This window comes from Pseudoxanthomonas wuyuanensis (genome assembly GCF_900215535.1).
In the GTDB taxonomy this organism is placed as follows: Bacteria; Pseudomonadota; Gammaproteobacteria; order Xanthomonadales; family Xanthomonadaceae; genus Pseudoxanthomonas_A; species Pseudoxanthomonas_A wuyuanensis.
The window spans coordinates 104,666-128,837 of the sequence record NZ_OCND01000002.1 but is presented as its reverse complement, the minus strand read 5'-3'; the positions used below and the strand labels follow the sequence as shown (position 1 = coordinate 128,837).

The following is a 24,172-nucleotide window of genomic DNA, read 5'->3' as shown; positions in this document are numbered from 1 at the left end:
ATGGGGCTCGCATCGAGCCGCGCTCAGGAGGCAAGATAGCCAAGACCGCGCAAAGTCCGGAGCGAAACATCAGCGCCCGCGGCCGCGAGCTTCTTGCGCAACCTGTGCATCTGCGTCTCCACCGAGTTGGCGCTGCGCTCTTTCTCGAAATCGTACAGGCATTCGGCAATTCTCTCCTTCGATATGACGCGCCCCTGATTGCGCAGCAGCGCTTCGAGCACGACCAGCTCCGAGCGTGTCAGATCGAGCGGCGTCTCGGCGACGGTGGCGACGCGTGCTGACGTATCCAGCTTCACGCTACCGAGCGTCAACGTGCGACCCAACGCCGCGCCCGGACGACGCAACAGCGCGCGCAGCCGAGCGATGAGCTCCTGCATCGCGAATGGCTTGACGAGATAGTCGTCCGCGCCGCAATCCAGACCGCTCACGCGATCCTCCACCGCTCCCAGAGCGGTGAGGATCAGCACGGGCGTCATGTTTCCTCGTTCACGCATTTCCTTCAGCGCATCGAGGCCGGTGCCATCCGGAAGCATGAGATCGAGCACGGCGGCATCGTAGTCGGCCGCCCGCCAGACCCGCAGTCCCTCGGATGCCGAGGCCGCGGTGTCGACCGCGAACCCTTGCGCACGCAGGCTCTCCGCGACGGCCTGACAGAGGCGCTGGTTATCTTCGATGAGGAGCAATCTCACTGGGCCACCTTAGAGCGTGTTATGCACTTTGGAGCACCTTCCCGCGCGCCTGGGCCGCTGCGACCCGGCGTTGCGGCCCTTGCCAAGGCCACCAGCCTTGGCGGCGGCCCGCGTCTTGCTTCGCAACGGCCCAAACACGCGGATAAGGCACCCCAAAGTACATAGCACGCTCTAGCGACCGGCTCATTCGCCTGGCGTCCAAGAGTATTCGAACCGGAGTCCGATGGTGGGCAGCGGCTCGTCGAGTCCTTCGATGATGTTGACGCCGCGACGTTCGTCCCATTCATAACCGTTGGCGTTCTCGCGACCGTAGACGTTCAGGATATCCAGATAGGCAACCAGGCTCAGCGGGCCGAAGCGGCGCTGGTAGTCCGCGCGCAGACTCAGCGAATGATAGGCTGGAAGACGCTCGGCGTTGGTGCGCGTGAGCTCCTTCGAGTAGCGCACGGGGCCTGCGCCTCCCAACACGTCGCTGTGCACGATGAACGCATCGGTGGGCCGGCCCGAAGCATATTTCCATTTCGCCGAGAATGTCCAACGATCGCTCGGCTGCCAGGCGCCGACGATACCGAACGCATGCGGCCGATCCCAATCCGACGCATACTCCCCTTCGCCCAGCCTGTCATCGCGGCGGGCGCGCGAGTATGAGTAGGTCGCCGAAGCGCTCCAGCTGCGGCTCATGCGCTTGGCAAGCATCAGATCCACGCCCGTCGCGGATCCCTCGCCTCTGTTGGTTGCGGTGTTGGTGGTCTGATCGTCGAACACGATCAGATCGTCGAGCTTCTGATAATAACCTTCGGCCGAAAAACGCAGGTCCTGGCTCAGGTGCCGGGAATAGCCCAGCACCAACTGCGTGGAGCGTTCGCTCTTCAGATCCAGGTTGGACGGATCGGCAGCGATATCAAGATAACGCGGTGCCTGGTAGTACACGCCACCTCCGGTCCACACCCGGGTGGCCGCATCGTGCTGCCAACTCACCAACAGGCGCGGGGCGACGTTGGACTTTCCGGAAAATCCATCGCGCTCGTAGCGCACTCCGGGTGTCCACGTGAAATCGCCGCGGGTCCAGGCGTAGTCGGCATACGCGGCCATCTGCGTCTCCGAAGCCTTCAGCCTTGAGTCGTATTCCTCGGGCGTCAGCACGATGTACTGTTGTGTCGGGTCGGGGCGAGGGTCCGACTGCCTGTACACATACCGTGTCCAGTCGCCGGAGAGACGGCGGTCGAAGTCCAGATCCACGCGGGCGACCCGCACGCCGGTGGAGAAGATCCCATTCGCGCCGAGTATCGTGCTGAAATCGCTGCGCCAGCCAATCTCTGTTTCACGCTCCTTGACGCGCAGGATGTCCTCGCGGACCGGCGTCGTTGCAGGGGTCGGGTCGGGACCGGCGAGATCCGGATAGGCCTCGCCCTCCGTGCCCGTCATGTCGCTTTTTCGGTAATAGAACGTGTTGCGCAACTGTGCGGCATCACCGGGAGACCACCGCCAGGTCACCCCAAGCAATGTGCTGTCCTGCCTCGAATCCTCAAGCCCCACGTCCTCGAAGTTTTCGGACGCGAGCGCATTCTCGACCGTTCGCCTGGAATCTTCTTTTGCGGAAATCGCCAGCAGCTCGAGACGATGATCGTCGTTCAGCTCGGTGACGGACTTCACGATGACGTCCGTCAGGCGCTGCGTGCCGATGTCCTTCTCATCGATCGCATCGAACAGGCGGCTGAAATCGAACCGGCGCGCTGAAAGCAGCACGCTGGTGTTGTCGGCCACATAGCTCGGCCCGTCATAGTCCGCCTCGATGCCGATGATGTCGACACGTGCGCCGGCCGTGGAGCTCACGGGGTTGCCTTCGGCGATCTCGAGCTCAAGCAGCGATCCATTCTTGCCGCCCTCGGCCGCCCGCCAGCCACCCGGAGAAAACTTGGCGCTGCCGATGATGTTCGGCGCGAAGATCGAGTATCGTCCGCCGCCATCGACGGCTTCCTGCTCGCCGAACGACTCATCGAAATGCGCAACCTTGTCGAAAGGAATGCCATCGATCAGGATCAGGTTGTCCCGCGGCCCGTTGCCGCGCACGGTGAAGCTTGAGAACTCACCCGTCGAGACGACGCCAGGCAGGACGTCCAGCGCGCGGAACACATCGCCTGCGCTGCCGGGATTGCGCCGTATCTCTTCACGTTCCAGCAGCACGGTGTTCGGCGTTGCCCGCGGATCCCCCGCCGTTGAGCGCGCCGAGACAACCACTTTGTCAAGCACCACCACATCGCCCCCACGCACCAGCGCGAACTCGACGGCGGTCGCTCTGCGAAGCACGACCCGTACATCCGCCTGTACGGCTTTCAGATAGCCCTGCTCTTCTACCTCGACCGAATACACACCTTCCGGAACGCGATCGAACAAAAACTCTCCGGCGGCATCGGCTTCAACCGTGCCGTGGACGCGCTGATTGCGGATGATCTGTACCGTCGCCATCGGCACTGCCCGTCCAGTCACGGCATCCACAATGCGCCCGCGAACGGCGCCCGCCGCCCCCTGTTGCGACGCCTGGCCATGTGCCGGAAGTGAGACAGAGGTATACACAAGAGCGAACAGCAGCAAGAATCGATGCGGCATCGACGGGCTCCTCGAACGGTTGGTCGTTATCGGCGAGCCATGCTAGCAATCGAGTCTGTCGCGAAACTTGCCGGAACGGGGGTCAGAGTACTTTTCTGACAGGCCGGGGCAGCTGTTTCCGACTGTGGTTTGCTCTGAATCCTGATACCGCCCCCTCGCGCATTGGGAAACAGTGGTCCTCCAGCCAATGGAGGAGCGAATATGCCAAGGATGAAGCGCCTGGACCTCCCGGGCGTGGCGCAGCATGTGGTGCAACGGGGGAATGACCGGCAGGCCTGCTTTTTTCGGGAAGTGGACTACGTGCGCTACCTGCAAGACCTGCGCGAGGCGGCGATCAGGTTCGAGTGCCGCGTGCATGCGTATGTGCTGATGACCAACCACGTACATCTATTGGTAACGCCGCATGGTGCAGGTGCGGTGTCCCGCATGATGCAGGCATTGGGCCGGCGTTATGTGCGCTACATCAACGACTCCGTTGGCCGCACCGGCACATTGTGGGAAGGCCGGTACAAAGCCAGCCTGGTCGAAGACCAGCACTACCTGATGACCTGCTATCGCTACATAGAGTTGAATCCCGTGCGTGCCGGGATGGTGGCGGAGCCCGCGGATTACCGTTGGTCAAGCTATCGCGCCAATGGCCTGGGGCAGCACGACCCCTTGGTGAATCCCCATGAATGCTACCTGCGGATCGCCGACCATGCTTCCGAACGGTGCGCGTTGTACCGCGAACTCGTATCCCAAACCATCTCGGACGACGATTTGGAGGCGATACGCCGTTATGCCCAGCGACAGCGCGCATTGGGTTCCGACAAGTTTCAGGCGCAGATCGAGCAACAACTGAAGCGGCGAGCGGGGCTCGGTCGCCCCGGACGACCAGCAAAGAAAAAGGTACTCTGACCCCACAGCCTCAGCCCCGTTTTCTCATGAAGGTCAGGTGCGTGACGCCGCTCGGCGTTGAGACCACCTCTATGTCGTAGCCCTGCTCAAGCGCCTCCAGGCCGTCCCAGACCCGGACCCCGCGACCGAGCACGATCGGGACCTGGACGAGGTGCATGTTGTCGACGAGCCCGGCGGCAACGAAGTCGCGGACCACGGTGGCGCCGCCACCAATGCGCACGTCCTGGCCGCCGGCCGCTTCCCGTGCGGCCTGGAGCGCCTCGGCCGGGGATGCATCGAGAAAGTGGAACGTGGTGCCGCCCGCCATCTCGATCGGTGGTCGCGGCCGGTGGGTAAGCACGAAGGTCGGCGTGTGGAATGGCGGATTCGGGCCCCACCAGCCCTTCCAGTCCGGGTCGTCCTGCCAGCCGGGTGGGCCAAACTTGTTGGCGCCCATGATCTCGGCGCCGATACCGGGTTCGTGGCGCTCCGCGAAGGCGTGGTCGGCGCCCACCGTCCCGCCGGTCTTTTTCCAGAAACGAGTGGCGAACATCCATTCGTGGAGCCGCTCGCCGGCGTGGCCGAACGGGGCTTCCTTGGACTGGGGCTCGCCGGTAGCGAAGCCGTCGAGCGAGATGGACAGATTGTGGATCCGGGTGAGGGACATCGGTGTGCTCCGTCGTAGGCTGCCTGTCGGCATGCGATGATGGGCCCGGCAGCGCGTCGTCGTCTTCGGCGGCCAGGGTGGCGTCTATCTCTACGACGAACAACGGACGCTCATCTCGACACTTGATCGCATGGTAGAGGCTGAAACCGGGATAGATCGTCTGCCCGCACTTGGACAAGACCGGGTAAAAACGTACTCTGACCCCGTTTTTGCGATCTATTGGTTTCCACGGCTTGAGCCGCTGCTCTTCCACCTCATCCAGGATGGCGCGCACGGCTTCCACGCCGTCATAGATGGCCTGCCCTATCATCGACAGCGTGTGATCGGCGAATTCGTTCAGCGCCTCCCTCAGCAGGGAGGCGCACACCCGCAAGACAGCAGTAGGCTACGGCCAAACTTCCCCGGAAGCCTCTAGCGAGATTACGTAGATACCCATACCGCCATCGCACATGCCAAGGGCCAGCTTCCTGTCTCGCTCGGCGTACCACATCAGTACACCATCACCATCGCTATCGATCCCAGGCTGAAGAAAAGCTCTTCCCACCACCTTTACTTTTTTGCCGTTCCATTTTTTTCTTACAGGGTCGGCATAAAAAAAATCTGGCAATGCGAGTTTTGCGCATTCCTCGCCAGACAAGAGAAGGGCTGCCCCTGCAGGTTCCCCAGGATGTAGATATAGCTTCCCTTCAAGCGCACAGGTCATTCCGGCTGCGCAACTGTCGAACTGCTCGTGGCTAGGATTGTGTGCACAGCCAAGAACCCCCCACGCTGACAAAAACGAAGCTATTAGCACCCGTCGTTTGTGGTTTGACATGAGACTCCCGAGCCACCTTGGTGTTGAGTTATCCCCTAGTATTCCGCGCGAAACATTAGTTGGAACAGACGAACGGGTGAACCTCGAACGTGAGCGTTCGCGTGGGATCGGCAGCGATAGTCGCCGCATCGCCGAAGGCCGCGTAAGGCAGGATGCCGCGCACCACCTGGCCAGGCTCCACGCGCAGGTTGCCGCACCCGCCTGGACAGTACGCGCTGCCTGTAGGCAACAGTTCCTTCTTTCCGCTGGAGATCGTCAACGTAGCGCCGTCGAATCCCGCCGGCAGCGCTTCCTCGGCTGGCCAGGCCTCCTTCGACAGGCAAAGTGGCTCGGCTGCCTTGGAAGTCAGGGTCAGGTCGAAACGTTGCTGGGCCGGGTTGTCGGCAATAGCCAGGGCGAAGTCGACGGGTGCCGCCCAACGAATGGGCGCCGATGACGCGCAGGCGGTGAGCATCAGCACCAAGATGGAGAAAGCCAGCCTCACCGCGCGTGATCCATCAATTGGTCATGGCTGAGCAGCCACCTGCTGGTGTATACAAGCCAGGACATCAGGCTTTAAGGCAGATGCACTGGCGTCGCAAGCGGCCTCGGTTTGCCACCCGACGACCGTATCTCCCTGTACGTGGAACGTACTGAATCTGCCATTGGTTGCAGATAGGAACCTGTCTTTTCCTAGCGTGGTAGTGACAAAGCTACCACCATATTCCTCGAATACGTCGTAGCCGATCCTTGAGAAGAAGATGTACGTTCCATCCTTCTCGCAACAAGCAGGATTCAACTCGGCGCTGTATCCGCTGACGACAAAATTAACCTCTTTCGGAGCCGTGCCTTTCAGGACATCGTGCACTTCAACGACAACATACCTATTTACACCGGGCGTTTTTTTCGATGGCTCAGTCATCGTGATGACCTTGCCTACGAATATAGCGTCAGAAGCATCGACTTGTTCTTTGATGCACATCCGCCGAGTCTCGCGTGACTCGGCGCTGCTGATGCCCAGTACCATCAGGATTGCCGCAACTGACAGAATTTTGCTTAACCATCGTCCTGGCATTGTCGCTATTCCTTACGTTGCCAAAAACGAAGCAATTAGTACCCGCCGCCTGTGGCTTGACATGAGACCTAAAAGCGTCCGCTACTGATTGATGTGAAGCTAATCGAGTTGCTGGATGGTCTCTGCAAAATCAGCGTCAAAAAGAGGGGTGGTCTCACATTCAACGCTCGTAAAACCACGTTTGGAGCAGACCCGGAAGTTCAACAAAACATCGGCCAAAGCCATCCTTGCTGCAGCGTCGCTTGCACCGAAGGCATGCACTTTTACTCCTGTCGGATACGAGATCCTCAACTCCACCGCCTTACTCTCTTTCGTGTCGCGGTACGAATTGACCGTCACATCAATACCGCGCACTTTAAACTTTTTCAAGCGAACGGCACTATCAGACTCTCGCTCTGGGATGGTCCCAACGTAAACGGAAAAAAGAGGTTGTGCGTCGCTCCCCTGTACTTGATAGATCTCGAAGTCAGGGCCAGAGCGCTGCGTTACAACTGCACCGTACGGCTTCCTGAAACAGAAGACGTAGCTGAAGACATCACACGGGTATTTGGCATTGCCTTGAATGACAGGCGTGCTTCTATCATTCGTGCCATAGGCCGAACCAGGCGTGGCTGAAAGGGCGGTAACGGTACCGAATAAAACTGAACACAGAAGCGCTCTCATGGCTATTGTCCAGAATGCTGATTTTTGGGCTCCCGCATGATCTCATTGATCACAGTATCGGTCATACGCCCCGGCAGCTGATTCATGATGTCGCCCGCACGATTCGGATCAGGTATTTTATTGCCAGAAGCATCTCGGGTGTATGCATCGTCCGCGCCGCCAAGATGATTTATTTCGTGCTCACCAACACCGTATTGGAAAGCACGGCTTGTCACATCAATCGACGCTTTGGTTCCACCTAGGGATTCGGCATAGTTGCCGCCCGTTCCGGCAGGATGGTCGGTGGGACCACTAAACATCTTTACTTCGTTGCGCAGACCTCGCGGTGTATCCTTGGTAATTTCTGTGACTTTGAAGTCAACCTGAGTCGGCTTTCCGTTGACGTTGTACACACCACTTTGGGACTCGAAACCTTTGGTCACCGTGGAAATGTTGTCGGGTGTGGCGCCGGGTCCAGTGAAACGAGTAGGCATTTCGACTCGAATCCGTCCTTCCTCGTGAATGATGCGCGCAGCTCGCCCGTCCGGGTCGGTAAACCGATACGGATTGTTGTTGCCGTAGTAGTAGCGGTTGAAGTTCGCGCCTGTTTTGGTGTTGGCCGACACAGGATCTTTCGAAACGAAGCGCGCCGACGCACTGGACGCTATAGCGCACAACGCTAGGGCTAAAGCTAGTTGAGTTACTCGCATCATTGTCCCCTTCGCGCTTTCTCGCGCTGGATGGATTGTAGGTAGTTCGCTTCCTGTTCGGGCGTTTTGACCACCCACCCCAGTTGTTCGGCCTTGGTGAACCAGGCCAGGTTCTCACCGCTCAGCCGTGAGTAGTCGGCCTGCTGCGCCAGCGGAATATCCGACGCCTTCGGATAGCGGCGGACGTAGCGGTCTTGCACCTGTAGGTAGTAGGCGTTGGCCTTCCATACCATCGCCACAGGATCCTTCGGATTGGCGTCCAGCGCCAAGTCGGCCACCGCCATCAGAGCATCGCTGTCGCGCTGGGCGGCGTAATGCTCCATCAGCGTGCTGGCGATGACGCCAACGCTCTCGCGCGGCGTGAGCGGACGCAGGTAGATGCCATTTTCGATGGCAGTGGGCGTAATGCCGGTCTCGTGCTCGTAGCTGCTATCGAACTTGAACCCGCCGGCCGTGGCTTCGACATTCACCCAGGCCTGCTGGGCGTCGTCGGCGAACTTCGCCAGCACATGGCTGGGCGCGGTGGCTAACGTGAGCGGCAGGTCCAGGCGTTGCCCGAGGATGACCAACAGAATCGGCATGCTCACGCAGTTGCCTTTGCGCGTTGTCAGGTAAGTGGCCAAGCGCTTGTTCGTCGGGTTTTTGCCCAGCGGATCGGTCAGATCGTAAGTGAACGGCCAGCCCTGGTTCCAAGGGCCGGGTTGGTAGAGCGTCTTGAGTAGCGCATCCAAGCGGTCCCGCGCAGTGGCCTCAACGGGGATGTTGCCTTGGACTGCCTTGGTCCAGGTGTCGAGCTCACGACGCACGGCCGCAGTGTCGGTGCTGGGGTCGATGAGGCTGTCTACGACGAGCTTCGCGTCAGCATAATCGACGCTGGATTCGGGCTGCTCAAACTGGGCGCGCAGCGGGGAAAGCTCAGCTGCCGCCACCATCAATGGGGCAAGCGACGCAACGCATGCGCTCCATGCGACTCGAACGACCCAACCGCGGTGGATTCGTCTCCCCATGCGCTCCTTGCCCCCGTCCTATGGGCAAACCATACCGCAGCCGCTGAGAGGCTGCCACGGGGCAAGGCCCCCGGACGTGACTCCCGTCGCCACCGCATCAAAGTTAGCCAGTAGCCCGGGTAAGGCCAGCGGCCGCACCCGGGAAACGGAACGGTTCCGTGTAGAGCGCCCCGGGTGCCCCCCGGATCAAATCCGGGGTTACCCGGGCTACACCAACTCACCGCGGCTCAACTGCCTCCGGCCCCCTTGGTCGAACGTCGGCCCTGGCAAACCGGGCCGACGGCGAACACAACAAGCCAGTAGCCCGGGTAAGGCCAACGGCCGCACCCGGGGAATGGAACGATGACGTGCAGAGCACCCCGGGTGCCCCCGGATCAAATCCGGGGTTACCCAGCTACGCTGGCTTTAGTCGCTCGTCGGCCCGGGGCAATCCGGGCCGACGACACAACGCCGCATACGCCTTACTGCAGCGTCCGGCTCACACCATCCCCAAACCCAGACTCCAACCCCGGCCTTGCAAACCCCACGTCGTACACCGCCCGCGTTTCACCCACACGATCTATCGGTTTCCGCTGCTTTAACCGCTGCGCTCGAACCTCGCCCAGGATGGCGCGTACGGCTTCCACCCCGTCATAGATGGCCTGCCCTATCAGCGGCAGCGTGTGGTCGGCGAATTCGGCATCGTGGCTGCCTGCCACCACATCGCCGTTAGCGGAGATCTTCTCGACAAGAAGGCCCAGCGCGTCTATCTGACCCAGCGTGACGCCGAAGGAATAACGCTCGGCGACCGCGGCGGAAATCTCCTGCATCTTCTCAGGCGCATCGTCTTCTTCCCCTTCCTCTTCCTCTTCCTCTTCCTCTTCCTCTTCCTCTTCCTCTTCCTCTTCTTCTTCGGCATCGGCATCCGCACCTGCTGCTTCCGCTTCCACCTTCGCCGCGTTCACCCTCGCCTTCCGCTCCGCGGGCCACGACAGCTCTTCCAACACCAGGTCAACCTGCTCTGACAGCAACTCCAGGCAGATCGCAATCTCTCCTACCCGCACGTCGGGCGTGCTTTCGTTCGCCTCGTCCGACGTACGCGGCTGCGCCAGCCGTGACAGGAACTCCGTGTAATCGCGCAGCTTCTTCAGCCGGAACTGGCTGTCCTCCGGCAGAAAATAGCCTGGCGTGCCCAAATCGCTCGATTCATGCTTCGACATCGTTGCCTCCTTATTCCATTAAGTGACCCGCCCACAGCGGACGGGAAGTCGGGAGGTTCGAAACCGCTAAGAGCCGGCGGGCATATTTCCCTTGCGGGTGTTGTATTAGCCGCCCTCCCGACGCAGGCATCGCGTCGGCTTGTGCCTGTGAAAAACAGGCACAAAAAACCCACCGGTTTGACGGAGGTGGGTACCGCTCTTAGAGGAGTTTCGACGCTCCTTGACCCAAATCGTGCATCTACGGAATGGCGGTTGTCAACCGTTATCGCGATGAATTTACCAGATGCGCTTTGACCCCGATTTTCGTTGGGCGATGGCCGCTTCTGCAGTGCCATCGTGGGCTCTAAAGCGCAGCGCGAACTAGGTCCCCCCGCCCCCTTCTGGTTAGCACCCGGAAACGGCAGCTTCAATGGGGTGAGCCGCGCTCTACCCGCCCTATGTTGGTTTATAGACTTCTCGTCCAGTGCGCCTCACTCACGATAGCTAGCGGTACGCCACTATCTCGCAGCTCTATGGCCTTCATGATCTTCGTTCCTGCATTACTGGTAAGCCAATCCCGCGAACCAAGTTCTCCAATCACAAGATAGTTTGACTTCTTAGCTGGCGCGCTGATCAGGATACCTCCACGCAACTCTATCTCCTCGACAACTTTTTTTCTTGGCCCGTAGCCGAAAGTTCCCGTCACGACGAAGATGCCCCCCGAGAAGGAAATGACTGGCTCCGGATCATCGATGGGCAACGTCGTAGATTTCGACGCCGTCTGGGCATGGGCGTCAAACGCCTCGCCGCCCACGAATCTAGCGAGCGTGTCGTGCAAGTCCGCGGACTCCTCCGCGTCGATCACACCATCTTTAAGAATCTCGGACAGCACGCGATAGATAGACGAGAACGGATACTCCGAAACGAAGGAGGCATTTCGCTCCATCCAATCCTTAAGGAACTCCGCCTCCATCTGGCTGACATGTCCATCCGCCAGCAAACCTCGGCACAGCCCCACGAGCTCACTCGACGTCCTTTCCGTTCGCCGATCAAACGTTATAGAACCACTCGGAGCGCGATCTTGTGACATTAGGTTCTCCAGCCGCTATTGATACGCCCGTCCATGCTCACATCCGAGAGCATGGGCCAATGGATGAAACACAACTGCTATGACTCATCCGTCAGGAACTGTTCAACGCTGATTGCTTGAACGCCAAGAGCTCCCGCTTTTTTTTGAGCGCATCGCACTCCGCGCTGCGTTCGTCTCGCAAGTTGGTCGCAGCTATTAGAACGTTGGAATCAAGTATGGCTTGCATATGGGTCATAGCGCCTGAAGTAGGCCGACCCGCGAAGCGGGTTCGGATTGAATTGTTAGATATGTTCCTGTCGACTCACTCACCTTTGCTTAGAAGACTCTTGAGTGTGCTGATCTGGCCGAGAGCAGCACTGACATGGTGCGAACGGTCGTGGCCGTTATCTATGTCGTATCCGACCGCCGCGTTGATGTGCAAAGCGCTCGTAGTCAGCTTTTCAAGCAAGTAGCCATCCAACTGTTCCTCGGTCTCTTCGAACTGTGCAACGATAGAACGGGTTGCGGCATAGACGGCTGCCTTTTCAAAGTCTGTGGTGGCTGTAGAAGCAAGCTTGGCAAGATCATCCAAGCGAGCAGCAAGAATCATAGGGTCGTTCATATTCTCTCCAAACACGTCTAGCGCTTGAACGATTGATTAGGTGCCAACTGCGAGCCGGTACATGTGGTGGCCGTGTTGCCAGTCGGCCGCATCGCAAACTTTAACAAACTGGAACCCAAAGGAAGCGAGAAGCGAAAGACTTGCAGTGTTATCGGGATGGACCGTCGCCTCGATAGCGGCAGCACGAATAGTTGTGGCACGCGACAGCAGAACACCGGCAGCCTCACGGCCGTATCCCTTCCCCCACGCGGCGCGTCCAAGAACTATCTCTAGCGCAACCTCGTCCCTGAAAGGCAGGGTGGGACTAAAGGCCGCGCGACCCAATAGCTCACCGGTGGAGGCTAGGCAGACAGCCAGCGTGGTAGCGCTTGGGCAGCTTTTGGACATTGAAGCGATCCAACTATCACGTGGTTTCGCCAAAACTCCGCCAAGGTATCTCTTTACCTCGGTATCGCACTCAACCTCATACAACGCTTCAACATCTTCAAGTTCAAGTGCACGTATCGAAATGCGAGAGCCGCGGAGCGGTAGCTCAGTTGCGATCGGATGGCTCATTGGCAGATAACGCCTGAACTGAGTCGAGCCGCGAAGCTTCGACTTGAACGAATTATTGGACCTCGCTTGCCATGTCAAGTGCGCAGCCTGTGATCGCTGAGACCGCAGTGACAAAGGCAATGAGGATCTGCTCATCTGGAAGGATGGAGAAAATGGGGAAGTCAGTGGCATTGCCCGCCGGCCCACTGCCAGGGCGCTCTACGCGCACGACGTTGAGGTAGCGTCCATCTTTGGCTCCGGCCCAATCTCGATCTGTACCAGGTTTCTTCTGGATCCAGGCACGTTTGTAGCCTGTCTCTCCCTGTCGCCACTCGATAAACGGCTGGCCCTTTGTGTCGTGCTGAATCTTCATGATTCCTCTATCTTTTGCTGTGAGGCCTAGCGCCTGAATTAAGCCGACACGTGAAGCGGGGTCGGCTGAAACTGTTGGGCCAACTCACGAGATGCCAGCTTCTTGGTTGGCTTGCTGGATTGCTGTTGAAAACTTTGACCATCTAGCTTGCGAAATCATGCCCTTTGGTAAGCCAAAGCTGACAATGGACTGTATCCGAGAATGCAGGGGGCTTGCCTCTGCGCGTAGCCCGAGCTTGAGAATGCCGCAATAGTAGAGCGTGGCGATGTACAAAGCGCCCTCATCCTCAGACATCTTGGTTTTCCATGCATTGTCGATCAGCTCAAGGTAGGCCAGCATGCCCGGAAAGCTTGGATTGTCCCGAGTAGCAATCTGATATTCATTATTGAGCTTGGCATCGACGGCGCCGTTGTACTCCTTGCGATCACGAAAACCGAACATACGACCTCCTTGTTGGCCAAACCACCTAGTGGATGGACGTCAGGTCCAGTTATACGACTTGCCCGCAATGGCACTAGCCGACGGTATCCCCTTGATTGTTTTCAATCCTATTCCCCTGGGATCCGGCTAACAAGCCGACGTACAACCGGACCAAGATCGCCCTACAAACCTGAGCTATCCCGCAGTCTGGCAGGCAGGCTGCCCAGGAAAAATAGCCCAGTCCTTCCCGATGCGAAACGGGCTTCATGGCTTTTCCATGGAAAAGTACGGAAGCCTAAGCCTTTGAACTTTATACAAAATATAGGTGAATTCTAATCTTTGGTCGAAGGTTCGAATCTTTCGCGACCCGCCAAACAGATAAACGACCTAAAGGGGGCGGAGGTAGTTAAATGACTTAGTTCCCTCCTCCCCCTTTAGAACGACCCCGGACTACCCGCAAAGAAAAATGTGATCTGATCCCTGTTTTCCTCAGTAGGGGGCGGTGGCACGTAACGTCCCCGGTACCAAATCCTCAGCCTCTCGATGATTGCCATAGTCTTCCTCCAAGTTCCCAACGAGGCTGTAGAAAAGTCAGACGCCCACCAGCGACATATCATTCATCCTCATCCCCTTCTTCGTCATCATCCTCCCTCTCCCACCACTGAAAGTACTGCGTCGCCTCACCCCAACGACCGCGTTGCAGGTTGAGCCTGGGCTCTGATATAGCAACTGAAACAGCTTCCAGCGTGTTTAGTGCAGCCGCAACGGTTTGATGCACGGCTGCTGTATCCGTGGAAAGCTCATGGCGCTCCGTGACCCATTGAGTGCCGAACCACGAAAATCGGTTCCATCTTTCGGAAAGATGGTCTGTTCGATGGCATTTCAGGCGTCTAAACAATCTGTCACTGCCGGCTCCTGTTTGGCCTACATACACAAGATCGTAGTCAGCATACAAAGCATAGATGCCACGTTGCTCACGAAAGTCTACGCATCTTGCCCGAGGGCTTCGGCTTGCGGCTCCATACAAAGTTCCAGCATTGTTTGGACGACCCCAGAAAACTCGGTCGATCCGCCAGTGAACTCCATAGCTTCTAATCACGACAGTCTCCGCATGGCGGCTAGCGCCTGAATTTAGCCGACCCGCGAAGCGGGTTCGGCTTGAATGCTAGGCCGCGCCACGCACACGGACGTGGATTGCCTCAGCCAAGTTTGAGTGGAACGAATCAGGCTCCAGGTCCCTGGGTTGCTCGTCTATGACGGTCTCCATGATCGCGTCGACGGCGGGACCAAAGCGTGGAAAGTGGATTTCCAGTCCGCAGGAACAGCGAAGTACGTACTCATCATTCGACTGAACATACCTTTCGCTCATAGGTGCACAGCCGACGTGCGTAAACTGATACGCGCCGAAGGAGATTTCACGATCCTCGTTGGGATCGTACACAACAAGCTCAACGTTCATTGATGCTCCATCGCGGCCTAGCGCCTGAGTTAAACCGAGCCGCGGAGCGGCTTCGGCTTGAGTGAACTGTTGGGCTCACCTCGTAGTACATACGGCAACCCCGTAGATGGAAGGCATGAGGTCGCCAAGCGCACCAAAGAGTGTGCCAAAGACTGCCGCAGTGAAGCTGATGTGCATGATTCGCTGCTGCAAAGTGATGCCGCTACGGAGCTTGCGAGTGAAACGATCCGGGTCAGCGAAGATGAACCCTTGAAGGAACACGGCGCCACCAACAAGGACGGCTCCTAATCGTGGAGGCCAACAGATGTCTCCGGCGACAACAGTAAGCAGCGCGCACAACGCGAACGTACCAAAGGTGAGCAGTGCCGCTAAGAAAGTGCTGAACCACATCGCGATGGCCCCCAGTTAGCCCAACTACCTAATAGACGGAATCCAAGGCCGGCTACACTACTTATCCATACCGCGCCATATGAAATACGACCTAAAGGCGAACTAAAAGGGACGGAGGCAGCTAAATGAATTAATCCCCCCCTGTCCTCTTTAGCTGTGCTTTGAATCTGTACCAGTTCACTGCAAAGCGCCCATGACGCCTGGCCTGCGGTATCGAATCCACATTGGTTGCTCCCCAGCAACGCATTCCCGGCCTCCATGGAAACATCGGGAACGGGCGAGCACAACGTAAATAATTCACACCTGATGGCAAAGGCTTTTTATGCTGCGCCCTCCGACCCCTAGAGTTCGACGTAAAGGGTATCTTTCGGGAGAGCTGGACTTCAGTTCTTCGGCTTACTGTCGCCGATTCGCCGCATGGGCCGATCACGACCTAGCATCAGTGATTGCTGGAGACATCCTGCGGCCCCTCAACAGCAACGCTGGTCAACCGATCCGCGGGTTTTGCTCTACCGGCTGCGTCTTTCGTCCGGGCCGTAGATTCCATCGCATCCGCCAGCACCATCTCGTAGAGCTGTACGCGCAGCCGCATCAGCGAGGCAACCCGGGCGATTAGCCATGTGATGACCAGGAACAGGCCAAGCATCGCCTGCCAGAGGGGAATAGCCAGCAGCTGTTCCCAGTTCCGGATGGCTATGAACAGCGCTGCGAATATCGGCAACAAGCCCAGGCGATCCGCGCTTCCCGACAGCAGACCAATCTTTGCGGCCAGTCGTTCCTGGACCACGCGTGCGAAATCCAGATGCTGCTGCAACCTGTCTTGCGGAAACTCCGAGAGCCAGCGCGCCAGGCTGCGGAACTGAGCCAGATCGTGATCCAGCTGTTCGACCTGCTCGTCCTTCCAACGCCACATACCACGCGCAAACACCCACATCGACCTGACGAAGTACGGCAGGTAGAACGCCACAGCCACCCACACCCCGGACCGCGCCAGATAAACCATCCACATCTGCGGCTCGAAGAATCTGATCAGCAGCGAAGGCGCCAGGCCAAGCACCATGCCCAATGTGCCAAGTGCGTTGAGAACCACCAGCCAGCGCGGTGTGTTTAGCACAGCGGCCGGACCATCCGGCATCTCGCGAATGCGGGCTTCAAGCGTTCTGAATGAAAGAAGATGCTTTGTCATCTGACGTCATTCCGTTGATCTGATAAGTAAACCTGACCCCTTTTTTTTAGAATGGATCGCTCCGCTTGATCCATCCTACGCGCTAGCAGGCCTAGCATTGAGGCTGCACTGCAACGCCAATCCATAAGCCCGCTCCAGATGTGGCGCTAGATCGCCCTCAAGCTCTTTGTGTTGGCTAACGACGACCGGCACATCTGAATCGCCAAGCCTGCGCGTGAAGAGCAGCCATGAGAACAAATGGGGTGTCGTTTGAACCAGCGAGTGCCCAGCTGACGAGGCCAACTTCCTGGCCTTCTGATCATCGGTAAGCACTGCTTGGCCGGTCCTCATCGCGAACGCGATGGAGGATATCTCACCCATACCTAGCCGCTTGCGATTCTCAAGAACGGTTATGTCCTGCAGGCCTCCGATGTCGCAAGAGTGTGCCACGAACTCACCTCGCAGCTGCTCTGCCTTAAGTCGCCTCCGCAGCTCGTGATCCGCGTTAGTTGGGGACTTCCTCGGCTTGATCAAGCATTCATATTGAACAAATGAGGTGATGCAGAAGTCGCAACGCGCCTCCTTAGCCGCAGAACGAAGGCGAATCGAAGAAAGAATGTTCCAAACTGAGCAGGTATCTGCAACATTCACCGGATGGAAGTTAGACGGGTCAATTGACATACAGACTCCGTCCATACAGCCTTGCCAGCTCGCTGAGTTCGCCTCGACTACAAAGGAGAGCTTCGGCGAGGCGGCCGAGGCTAATCACTCCCTCCCTGTAACCGTCAAAGCAAAGCCCTACGTAGTGATCTGAAAGGCCACGCTCCAACAATTCAGCCTTTCGGGCGCACTGCATGTCATTGAGTGCGGCGGGTAGCTCAGGTTCGAGCTTGGCCTCGCGCGGTACGCGGAAGCGCCGAATGCGCTCACTGACCTCTGCATCGACGACACCCGCCTCCTTGAGCGCGATACCTAATGCATCGCAACTCACTCGAAGTTCGTTTGCCCAATGTTGCGCTTCCGTCTCGCTCCAAGTAGCAACTGCAGTAAAGCGGCGCAAAACCTCAGGCGGCATTAGGTAGCACGAGGCGAATCTATTAGCTCGCACTTCGAGCATGTCAGAATCCTGCGGTTTGAAGTAGCTCACGCTCGGGCCTGAACCGCTATCAAAAATAGCGTGCGCCATCTCATGTGCTGCACTGAATCGCTGCCGATAGATGTCTTCGCTATAGTTCACTAGGGCGCACTTGCCCGCCACGGGGTGCATTATGAAGAGGCCCGAGATGGCCGAATTCCCAAGTTTCCGCCGAAAAACGTGGAGACCTGCAGATCGGAATTCATCGTAGATATCGCGAGGCACCTGTCGGTCGCCGTGACCCATAGCTTTTCGGAAAGCTGCAGCCGCGGTCTCTCCATGTCCTTTGAAGTAGTTTCCTGTCGGCGAAAAGGTGAAAGGCTGCGGCGCCCTCCCCAGCTCCTGCGTCAGTAGCTCCTCCGTTTCACACAGATACAAGAATTCTTGAATCGAAGCACGATCCTGCTTTGAGAACTCCCGACCATGCGCACGATAAAGGATTTCAGTCTGCTCGAACGGCGCCGATTGCTCGTTGCTAATGAAGTACTTGAAGTCGCAGCGGTAATGGTCCGCCAGGATGAGAACCTCGTCGCCCGTCGGCTCTTGCAAGCCCTCTTCGATTGAGCGCAGGCGTGCAATCTCGATACCGGTAGCTGTCGCCACTTCCTCGAGAGTCTGCATAAGCTGGGCGCGATACTTCGAAAACTTTTCGCCCAAAGCTTGAAGATTAATCGCCATCCGCTTTCATCACATCACCTCGACGTTGGATAGACGGCATGACTACGGCACCAGAACTTACCTGTCCGCCAACCGACTTAGTGGCCCCGAATACTCTTCGATTAGCGAATTCAGTGGATCGGCCGACCCGAAGAACGCCTGTGAATCCACGCCTTTAATCGGCAACAAACCGAGCTCCGTACGAACGGTTTTGATCGCCCCCGCGCTGACTTGCTTCTTCCATCCAGGAAACCCAATGTTAGCGACCCTTGAGGCTCGACGCTCCGGCTTCCCAAAGAGCCCAAGCACTGGGCGCCGCGTTTCATACTTCACTACATCGATGTAGTTCCCGCTTGGATTCTCTAGGCCCGCGGAGAACTTCGTGTTCAGAATCCTGTTCAGATCCTGGAATGTAATCGTGTAGCTGCGCCGATCAACTTGACGAGTATTCCGCTTCAAAAAGTCGGCAATAAACCTAATTTCAGCATCGGGAACATCACTCTTCTCCATATCCGCAAACCGTCGGTACTTCGCAAGCGAGTCTTCCGCAACCTCAACTACGAAATCTTCTAGCTCGCGCTGAGAAGTTGTTGGAACTCGATTGTTTTTTTGGAGAAAGTAAAGCGTCACCAACAAGGCAGTGCGCTTATTCGCATCGTGGAAAGGATGATCTTTTACGATCCCATACAGCAATGTCGCGCATCGCTCATATTCGTTACGCCACTTCTCCATGCCTCCGAATGAAACAAACTGACGATAGACGGCAGAGTGAAGTAGTGAAGAGTCGCGCGGCCCAATACCACCAATTCCAGTGCCCGCGTCAAAAAAGTAGTCCGCAATAAGGAAGTGAGCCCGTAGAACATCGTAGATGCCTACCGTGTTTCCCGCCGAATATGGGTCGTCAGGAAACTCACGCATCCATCGTTCGTATTCCGCTCTTACTTCGCTGCAGATGAAATCCATTCAAGTGCGGCCATATCTATCACCCACACTTCGAATACCCACAGTTCAAACACGTCGCGCAGCCATCCATGATGACCAGCGCTTTGGTGCTGCACTTGTGGCAGAGTGTGGCTGAGGGGGGGAAGCTGGTGCCGTCGCCGGTGACGGCGATGTCTTCGGTGCCGTTGGAGGAAGAAGCAGAAGCACCCCCTTCCGCCCTTCGGGCACCTTCCCCCGCTGGCGCAGGGGAAGGGGAAGAAGCGGGGGATGCGCTTACATCAGAGTTTTTTTTTGCGCGGTTTTCGTATTGGGCGCGCTTTTCGGCCAGGATGGCGCGCTGGTGGTCGCTCATTTCCGGGTCGTGGATAAGTCCAATGGACTTCATGTGTTCTTCGACGATGGCGCCCAGTTCGGCCACCAGCGAGGGCATGTAGACGCCGCCGGCCTTGAAGTAGCCGCCGCGCGGGTCGAACACGGCCTTCATTTCATCGACCAGGAAGGTGACGTCGCCGCCCTTGCGGAACACGGCGCTCATGATGCGGGTCAGCGCGACGATCCATTGGAAGTGCTCCATGGACTTTGAGTTGATGAAGATCTCGAACGGGCGGCGCAGTTCGTGCTCGGTGCCGGCGTTGAGCACGATGTCGTTGATGGTCACGTACATGGCGTGTTCCACCAGCGGCGATTTGATCTTGTAGGTGCTGCCGATCAGGACTTCCGGGCGCTCGATGCGCTCGTGCATGTGGATGATGTCGGCCTTGGGCAGTTCGGCTTCGGCCTTGGCGCGGCTGATCGACTCGACCGGAACGGCCGGCGCGGATTCGCGCGCCTTGTCTTCCGGGGTGAGCACGCTGTAGCCCTTGATTTTCTTGTCGATCTTGACGGCCATGACTTTGGAATCCTGTTATTGCGGTTGCGGTGTGATGTGGCGTGTTGCGGTGGGGCGAAGAGCGCACCCTCTGCCCAACCCCTCTCCCGTCAAGGGAGAGGGGCCAAGGCACAGGCTTACTTCTTAGCTTTCTTTACGGCTTTCTTCGGGGCTTTCTTGGCGACCTTTTTGGCCGCTTTCTTGGGTGCTGCTTTCTTGGGTGCTGCTTTCTTTACGGCTTTCTTGGCCGTGGCCTTTTTGGCGACCTTCTTCACGGCTTTCTTGGCGGTCTTCTTGGTTGGCGCTTTTTTGGCGGCGGCTTTCTTGGCGACCGTTTTCTTGGTGGCTTTCTTGCCGGCGGCCTTCTTCTTCAGGCTGGCGGCTTCGGCCTTGGCGCTGGCGCTGGCGGCGGCGAGCTTTTTCTTGGCCTTGGCGACGGTTTTCTTGACCGCCTTGCTGGCCTTGTCGGTACGCTTGGCGACTGCTTTCTTGGCCTTGGCGATGTCGGCCTTTACGGTTTTGCGGGCCTTTTTTGCGGCTTTTTTGGCCTTGGCTACCGTGGCGCTGGCGGTGGAGGCCACTGCTTCGCCGATTTCCATTGCCTTGTCTTTCATGTTTTCAGCGGCGCCGGAAAGCGTCGCCGTGACACCATTACCGTTGCTCATGACTTCTGCCCTCCTGTGGGCGTAGGTTTGTTACGACGCCGATGCTATACCTGATGCTGGTTGCTGTGGAGATGGACCGATGTTTGGTTCATCGCCTGGGGTGAGGAAGAGCGATTCGCTGCGCTCGTCCCCCCTCATCCTGCGAGGGGAGAGGGGTGAAGCTGGAGCAACAGCAAAAGCTGACCCCTCCCCAACCCTCCCCTGCTTCGCAAGGGAGGGGGTTGAAGCTGACCCTCCCAACCTTTGCTTGCTTCGCTTGGGAGGGGTTGAAGCTGAGCCCTTCCCGACCTTTGCTTGCTTCGCTTGGGAGGGAGAGGGGTGAAGCTGGAGCAACAGCAAAAGCTGACCCCTCCCCAACCCTCCCCTGCTTCGCAAGGGAGGGGGTGAAGCTGACCCTCCCCTACCTTTGCTTGCTTCGCTTGGGAGGGGTTGAAGCTGGCCCCTTCCCGACCTTTGCTTGCTGCATGGAAGGGAGAGGGGGTGAAGCTGGAGCAACGGCAAAAGCTGACCCCTCCCCAACCCTCCCCTGCTTCGCAAGGGAGGGGGTAGAAGCTGCCCCTCCCGACCTTTGCTTGCTTCGCTTGGGAGGGGTAGAAGCTGACCCTCCCAACCTTTGCTTGCTTCGCTTGGGAGGGGGTAGAAGCTGGCCCTTCCCAACCTTTGCTTGCTTCGCTTGGGAGGGGGTTGAAGCTGGCCTTTCCCGACCTTTGCTTGCTTCGCTTGGGAGGGGGTAGAAAGGGTTTAGAACTTGCCGTAGTAGCCTTCTTTGAGGGCGTCGAACAGGTTGGCGGCGGTGTGCATTTCGCCGTCGTATTCGATTTGTTCGTTACCTTTGACCTCGACCGTGCTGCCGTCTTCCAGCTCGAAGCGGTACAGGGTGTTTTCCAGGTCCGCTTCCTTGACCAGCACGCCCTGGAAGGCGGCGGGGTTGAAGCGGAACGTGGTGCAGCCCTTCAGGCCCTGCTGGTGGGCGTAGCGGTAGATGTCCTTGAACTGCTCGTACGGGTAGTCGGTGGGGACGTTGGCGGTCTTGGAGATGGAGCTGTCCACCCACTTCTGCGCGGCGGCCTGTACGTCCACGTGTTCCTTGGGGTGGATGTCGTCGGCGCTGATGAAGTAGTCCGGCAGCTTGGCGTCGGCGTCTTCGGCAAACGGCATGGCCTTGGGGTTGACCAGGTGGCGGTAGGCCAGCAGCTCGTACGAGAACACGTCCACCTTTTCCTTGGACTTCTTGCCCTCGCGGATCACGTTGCGGCTGTAGTGATGGGCGAAGCTGGGCTCGATGCCGTTGGAGGCGTTGTTGGCCAGGCTCAGGCTGATGGTGCCGGTGGGGGCGATGGAGCTGTGGTGGGTGAAGCGGGCGCCGGTTTCGGCCAGCTCGTCCACCAGCTCCGGCGCCACTGTGGCAATGCGCTGCATGTAGCGGCTGTACTTGGCGTGCAGCACCTTGCCGGGAATCTCCTGGCCCACCTTCCAGCCGTCCTTCACCATTTCCGGGCGCTGGCGCAGCATGGCGGCGGTGACTTCGAAGCGCTCTTCCATGATGGGCGCGGGGCCTTTTTCTTTCGCCAGGGCAAGGCCCATTTCCCAGCCGGCCACGGCCATTTCGCGGGCGATGGCTTCGGTGAATTCGCAGGACTCGGCGCTGCCGTACTTGTGCTTGAGCATGGTCAGGGTGCTGCCCAGGCCCAGAAAGCCCATGCCATGGCGGCGCTTGCGCAGGATTTCGGCGCGCTGCTGTTCCAGCGGCAGGCCGTTGACCTCCACCACGTTGTCCAGCATCCGGGTGAATACGCGCACGACTTCCTTGTATTCCTCCCAGTCGAAGCTGGCTTCGTCGGTGAAGGGCTTGCGCACGAAGGTGGTCAGGTTGACCGAGCCCAGCAGGCAGGCGCCGTACGGCGGCAGCGGCTGCTCGCCGCAGGGATTGGTGGCGCGGATGTTTTCGCACCACCAGTTGTTGTTCATCTCGTTGACGCGGTCGATCAGGATGAAGCCCGGCTCGGCGTAGTCGTACGTGGAGACCATGATCATGTCCCACAGGTGGCGGGCGCGGATCTGGCCGTAGATCTTGCAGGCCACCAGGCCGTCGTCGCGGGTCACGTAGTTCTTGTGGGTGGGCCACTCGCGCCACAGCACCTGGGTGGCGTCGTCCACGTCGATGTCGCCCTGTTCCTTGGCGTTGACCGGGAACACCAGGGGCCAGTCGGCGTCGTTGTCCACCGCTTCCATGAAGCCGTCTGTTATCAATAGCGACAGGTTGAACTGGCGCAGGCGGCCGTCTTCGCGCTTGGCGCGGATGAAATCCTTGACGTCGGGGTGGCCGATTTCGAAGGTGCCCATCTGCGCGCCGCGGCGGCCGCCGGCGCTGGACACGGTGAAGCACATCTTGTCGTAGATATCCATGAAGGACATCGGGCCGGAGGTGTAGGCGCCGGCGCCGGCGACGAACGCGCCGCGCGGGCGCAGCGTGCTGAATTCATAACCGATGCCGCAGCCGGCCTTGAGGGTCAGGCCGGCCTCGTGGACTTTTTCCAGAATGCCGTCCATCGAGTCCTCGATGGTGCCGGACACGGTGCAGTTGATGGTGCTGGTGGCCGGCTTGTGTTCCAGCGCGCCGGCATTGGAGGTGATGCGGCCGGCGGGAATGGCCCCGCGGCGCAGCGCCCAGACGAAACGTTCGTACCAGTAGGCGCGCTTCTCGGGCGTGGCCTCGGCGTCGGCCAGGGCCCGGGCCACGCGCTGGTAGGTGCCGTCGATATCGGCATCCAGGGCCTGGCCCTGCTTGGTCTTCAACCGGTACTTCTTGTCCCAGATGTCCTGGGAGGCCGGCTGCATGGGAATCTGATCTGCCGCTGCCGGTTGGGTGTTGATGGCTTCGAGGCGCACCGTACTCATGATCTTGTTGTTCTCCTTGGTCCTGCACCCGCTTTACATGTCTGCGGGCGGCTACTGCCGCCCACCCCTCACTACCGGGCCGGAACGACGGCGACAGCCCCGCACGCGGCCGCATAGCATGCGCCGCGCAAAGTGGCTGGAATGTGTTGGCGGGTCCTGCAAGGAAGAACGCTCACCCACGGTCACCATCGTCTTTTCGCGCCCTGCCGACAGGACGCCCGTTTACCAAGAAACCCTAGTTCTTGGGCCCGTTTCGCACCAAACCGCTATATGTAGTGGCGGCACGAGGTATGCAAGCTACGCCCGGCCTGCCGGTCTGTCAACCGGATTGACAAGCGCTTTTTTGTGGCCAGCCATCCATGGCGGCCACCCTTGCGGGCCGTCGCTGACGCGACGTCATAGATTTGGTTCTTCTCCCGTTTCCGGGGATGTTGGCTTCGGCGGGAGCCGCCGCCCGTCAGGCTGGGGGGTGCTCCGCCCTCCTGACGACGTCGTGTCTTTACGTCGGGCCGCAAGCCATCCCTGGCCTGCTCTCCGCACCCCCCAGCCCGCCGGCCGTCGCCTTTGGGCAGATGGCAGATCGCGACTTCGGAAGGCCTTTCTTCGAGCGCCGACCAGGTGTCCAGAAGCCGGTGGCCAGGGCAGTGCGGGACCGTCCGCGGCATGGATGCCGCGGAAGAGCCTGCATGGACGCATTTACGGCGTGTCCCGCACTGCCCTGGTCACCGGAC

Annotated in this window: 24 protein-coding genes; 2 read left to right on the top strand and 22 right to left on the bottom strand. The window is 58.8% G+C overall.

The window, feature by feature from the left end:
* Positions 1 to 23: 23 nt before the first annotated feature.
* The gene (locus CRO39_RS05615) at positions 24 to 683 is read right to left on the bottom strand and encodes a response regulator transcription factor (protein ID WP_202926243.1); all 660 of its coding nucleotides are present in this window, start codon (positions 681 to 683) and stop codon (positions 24 to 26) included.
* A gap of 189 nt (positions 684 to 872) precedes the next feature.
* Complete coding sequence (locus CRO39_RS05610) at positions 873 to 3,296, bottom strand: TonB-dependent receptor (RefSeq protein ID WP_097120900.1); 2,424 nt, start codon at positions 3,294 to 3,296, stop codon at positions 873 to 875.
* Between the two features lie 210 nt (positions 3,297 to 3,506).
* Between CRO39_RS05610 and CRO39_RS05605 the strand changes: the two genes are divergently transcribed.
* Positions 3,507 to 4,193 carry a transposase gene (locus CRO39_RS05605; protein WP_425479660.1) on the top strand — a complete coding sequence of 229 codons (687 nt, stop codon included), beginning with the start codon at positions 3,507 to 3,509 and terminating at the stop codon, positions 4,191 to 4,193.
* Between the two features lie 10 nt (positions 4,194 to 4,203).
* Here CRO39_RS05605 and CRO39_RS05600 read toward each other — a convergent pair whose 3' ends face one another.
* From CRO39_RS05600 to CRO39_RS05540, 14 genes are all read right to left on the bottom strand, one after another.
* On the bottom strand, positions 4,204 to 4,839 hold the full coding sequence (locus CRO39_RS05600) for a dihydrofolate reductase family protein (RefSeq protein WP_097120898.1): 636 nt from the start codon (positions 4,837 to 4,839) through the stop codon (positions 4,204 to 4,206).
* A gap of 385 nt (positions 4,840 to 5,224) precedes the next feature.
* Positions 5,225 to 5,653, bottom strand: coding sequence for a hypothetical protein (locus CRO39_RS20455; RefSeq protein ID WP_141400726.1), 429 nt, complete (start codon positions 5,651 to 5,653; stop codon positions 5,225 to 5,227).
* A gap of 55 nt (positions 5,654 to 5,708) precedes the next feature.
* Complete coding sequence (locus CRO39_RS05595; protein WP_097120897.1) at positions 5,709 to 6,137, bottom strand: hypothetical protein; 429 nt, start codon at positions 6,135 to 6,137, stop codon at positions 5,709 to 5,711.
* 21 nt (positions 6,138 to 6,158) lie between these two features.
* Entirely contained in the window at positions 6,159 to 6,707 is a 549-nt protein-coding gene (locus tag CRO39_RS05590) for a hypothetical protein (protein ID WP_141400725.1), read from the bottom strand.
* Positions 6,708 to 6,806: 99 nt separating this feature from the next.
* Complete coding sequence (locus CRO39_RS20450; protein ID WP_141400724.1) at positions 6,807 to 7,370, bottom strand: hypothetical protein; 564 nt, start codon at positions 7,368 to 7,370, stop codon at positions 6,807 to 6,809.
* Between the two features lie 2 nt (positions 7,371 to 7,372).
* A complete protein-coding gene (locus tag CRO39_RS21165) occupies positions 7,373 to 7,975 on the bottom strand; it encodes an RHS repeat-associated core domain-containing protein (RefSeq protein ID WP_238394491.1) in 603 nt (200 codons plus the stop codon).
* A gap of 83 nt (positions 7,976 to 8,058) precedes the next feature.
* On the bottom strand, positions 8,059 to 8,991 hold the full coding sequence (locus tag CRO39_RS05575) for a transglutaminase family protein (protein ID WP_217991834.1): 933 nt from the start codon (positions 8,989 to 8,991) through the stop codon (positions 8,059 to 8,061).
* A 536-nt stretch (positions 8,992 to 9,527) separates the two neighbouring features.
* On the bottom strand, positions 9,528 to 10,265 hold the full coding sequence (locus CRO39_RS20865) for an XAC0095 family protein (protein WP_176520161.1): 738 nt from the start codon (positions 10,263 to 10,265) through the stop codon (positions 9,528 to 9,530).
* 445 nt (positions 10,266 to 10,710) lie between these two features.
* On the bottom strand, positions 10,711 to 11,334 hold the full coding sequence (locus CRO39_RS05560; RefSeq protein WP_141400723.1) for a BRCT domain-containing protein: 624 nt from the start codon (positions 11,332 to 11,334) through the stop codon (positions 10,711 to 10,713).
* A 301-nt stretch (positions 11,335 to 11,635) separates the two neighbouring features.
* On the bottom strand, positions 11,636 to 11,935 hold the full coding sequence (locus CRO39_RS05555) for a hypothetical protein (RefSeq protein ID WP_097120892.1): 300 nt from the start codon (positions 11,933 to 11,935) through the stop codon (positions 11,636 to 11,638).
* Positions 11,936 to 11,971: 36 nt separating this feature from the next.
* Entirely contained in the window at positions 11,972 to 12,490 is a 519-nt protein-coding gene (locus CRO39_RS21380; protein WP_162125649.1) for a GNAT family N-acetyltransferase, read from the bottom strand.
* A 52-nt stretch (positions 12,491 to 12,542) separates the two neighbouring features.
* Positions 12,543 to 12,842, bottom strand: coding sequence for a hypothetical protein (locus tag CRO39_RS20860; protein ID WP_162125650.1), 300 nt, complete (start codon positions 12,840 to 12,842; stop codon positions 12,543 to 12,545).
* 84 nt (positions 12,843 to 12,926) lie between these two features.
* Positions 12,927 to 13,283 (bottom strand): hypothetical protein, encoded by a 357-nt coding sequence (locus CRO39_RS05545; protein ID WP_097120890.1) that lies wholly within the window; start codon positions 13,281 to 13,283, stop codon positions 12,927 to 12,929.
* Positions 13,284 to 14,427: 1,144 nt separating this feature from the next.
* Entirely contained in the window at positions 14,428 to 14,721 is a 294-nt protein-coding gene (locus tag CRO39_RS05540; protein ID WP_097120889.1) for a hypothetical protein, read from the bottom strand.
* 57 nt (positions 14,722 to 14,778) lie between these two features.
* Between CRO39_RS05540 and CRO39_RS20440 the strand changes: the two genes are divergently transcribed.
* A complete protein-coding gene (locus tag CRO39_RS20440; RefSeq protein ID WP_141400722.1) occupies positions 14,779 to 15,009 on the top strand; it encodes a hypothetical protein in 231 nt (76 codons plus the stop codon).
* A 541-nt stretch (positions 15,010 to 15,550) separates the two neighbouring features.
* Here CRO39_RS20440 and CRO39_RS05530 read toward each other — a convergent pair.
* The 6 genes from CRO39_RS05530 to CRO39_RS05500 all read right to left on the bottom strand — a co-directional run bounded on the left by CRO39_RS05530 (position 15,551) and on the right by CRO39_RS05500 (position 23,441).
* Positions 15,551 to 16,297, bottom strand: a complete 747-nt coding sequence (locus tag CRO39_RS05530; protein WP_141400721.1) for a hypothetical protein — start codon at positions 16,295 to 16,297, stop codon at positions 15,551 to 15,553.
* Between the two features lie 649 nt (positions 16,298 to 16,946).
* Positions 16,947 to 18,089, bottom strand: coding sequence for a helix-turn-helix domain-containing protein (locus CRO39_RS05520; protein WP_162125651.1), 1,143 nt, complete (start codon positions 18,087 to 18,089; stop codon positions 16,947 to 16,949).
* 57 nt (positions 18,090 to 18,146) lie between these two features.
* Positions 18,147 to 19,031 (bottom strand): type II toxin-antitoxin system death-on-curing family toxin, encoded by an 885-nt coding sequence (locus tag CRO39_RS05515; protein WP_097120885.1) that lies wholly within the window; start codon positions 19,029 to 19,031, stop codon positions 18,147 to 18,149.
* A gap of 19 nt (positions 19,032 to 19,050) precedes the next feature.
* The gene (locus tag CRO39_RS05510; protein ID WP_097120884.1) at positions 19,051 to 19,899 is read right to left on the bottom strand and encodes a TSCPD domain-containing protein; all 849 of its coding nucleotides are present in this window, start codon (positions 19,897 to 19,899) and stop codon (positions 19,051 to 19,053) included.
* A gap of 116 nt (positions 19,900 to 20,015) precedes the next feature.
* A complete protein-coding gene (locus tag CRO39_RS20855) occupies positions 20,016 to 20,543 on the bottom strand; it encodes a hypothetical protein (protein ID WP_162125653.1) in 528 nt (175 codons plus the stop codon).
* A gap of 741 nt (positions 20,544 to 21,284) precedes the next feature.
* Positions 21,285 to 23,441, bottom strand: a complete 2,157-nt coding sequence (locus CRO39_RS05500; RefSeq protein ID WP_097120883.1) for an adenosylcobalamin-dependent ribonucleoside-diphosphate reductase — start codon at positions 23,439 to 23,441, stop codon at positions 21,285 to 21,287.
* Between the last annotated feature and the right edge of the window lie 731 nt (positions 23,442 to 24,172).

What these genes read in the sequence shown, in the direction of transcription:
- CRO39_RS05560 (WP_141400723.1), bottom strand. Translation starts at nt 11,334, where the DNA reads ATGTCACAAGATCGCGCTCCGAGTGGTTCTATAACGTTTGATCGGCGA.
- CRO39_RS05515 (WP_097120885.1), bottom strand. Translation starts at nt 19,031, where the DNA reads ATGGATTTCATCTGCAGCGAAGTAAGAGCGGAATACGAACGATGGATG.
- CRO39_RS05520 (WP_162125651.1), bottom strand. Translation starts at nt 18,089, where the DNA reads ATGGCGATTAATCTTCAAGCTTTGGGCGAAAAGTTTTCGAAGTATCGC.
- CRO39_RS05540 (WP_097120889.1), bottom strand. Translation starts at nt 14,721, where the DNA reads ATGAACGTTGAGCTTGTTGTGTACGATCCCAACGAGGATCGTGAAATC.
- CRO39_RS05575 (WP_217991834.1), bottom strand. Translation starts at nt 8,991, where the DNA reads ATGGTGGCGGCAGCTGAGCTTTCCCCGCTGCGCGCCCAGTTTGAGCAG.
- CRO39_RS20860 (WP_162125650.1), bottom strand. Translation starts at nt 12,842, where the DNA reads ATGAAGATTCAGCACGACACAAAGGGCCAGCCGTTTATCGAGTGGCGA.
- CRO39_RS20455 (WP_141400726.1), bottom strand. Translation starts at nt 5,653, where the DNA reads ATGTCAAACCACAAACGACGGGTGCTAATAGCTTCGTTTTTGTCAGCG.
- CRO39_RS21380 (WP_162125649.1), bottom strand. Translation starts at nt 12,490, where the DNA reads ATGAGCCATCCGATCGCAACTGAGCTACCGCTCCGCGGCTCTCGCATT.
- CRO39_RS05510 (WP_097120884.1), bottom strand. Translation starts at nt 19,899, where the DNA reads ATGGCCGTCAAGATCGACAAGAAAATCAAGGGCTACAGCGTGCTCACC.
- CRO39_RS20865 (WP_176520161.1), bottom strand. Translation starts at nt 10,265, where the DNA reads ATGTCGAAGCATGAATCGAGCGATTTGGGCACGCCAGGCTATTTTCTG.
- CRO39_RS05590 (WP_141400725.1), bottom strand. Translation starts at nt 6,707, where the DNA reads ATGCCAGGACGATGGTTAAGCAAAATTCTGTCAGTTGCGGCAATCCTG.
- CRO39_RS20855 (WP_162125653.1), bottom strand. Translation starts at nt 20,543, where the DNA reads ATGAGCAACGGTAATGGTGTCACGGCGACGCTTTCCGGCGCCGCTGAA.
- CRO39_RS05605 (WP_425479660.1), top strand. Translation starts at nt 3,507, where the DNA reads ATGAAGCGCCTGGACCTCCCGGGCGTGGCGCAGCATGTGGTGCAACGG.
- CRO39_RS05530 (WP_141400721.1), bottom strand. Translation starts at nt 16,297, where the DNA reads ATGACAAAGCATCTTCTTTCATTCAGAACGCTTGAAGCCCGCATTCGC.
- CRO39_RS05555 (WP_097120892.1), bottom strand. Translation starts at nt 11,935, where the DNA reads ATGAACGACCCTATGATTCTTGCTGCTCGCTTGGATGATCTTGCCAAG.
- CRO39_RS20450 (WP_141400724.1), bottom strand. Translation starts at nt 7,370, where the DNA reads ATGAGAGCGCTTCTGTGTTCAGTTTTATTCGGTACCGTTACCGCCCTT.
- CRO39_RS05610 (WP_097120900.1), bottom strand. Translation starts at nt 3,296, where the DNA reads ATGCCGCATCGATTCTTGCTGCTGTTCGCTCTTGTGTATACCTCTGTC.
- CRO39_RS05600 (WP_097120898.1), bottom strand. Translation starts at nt 4,839, where the DNA reads ATGTCCCTCACCCGGATCCACAATCTGTCCATCTCGCTCGACGGCTTC.
- CRO39_RS05545 (WP_097120890.1), bottom strand. Translation starts at nt 13,283, where the DNA reads ATGTTCGGTTTTCGTGATCGCAAGGAGTACAACGGCGCCGTCGATGCC.
- CRO39_RS05500 (WP_097120883.1), bottom strand. Translation starts at nt 23,441, where the DNA reads ATGAGTACGGTGCGCCTCGAAGCCATCAACACCCAACCGGCAGCGGCA.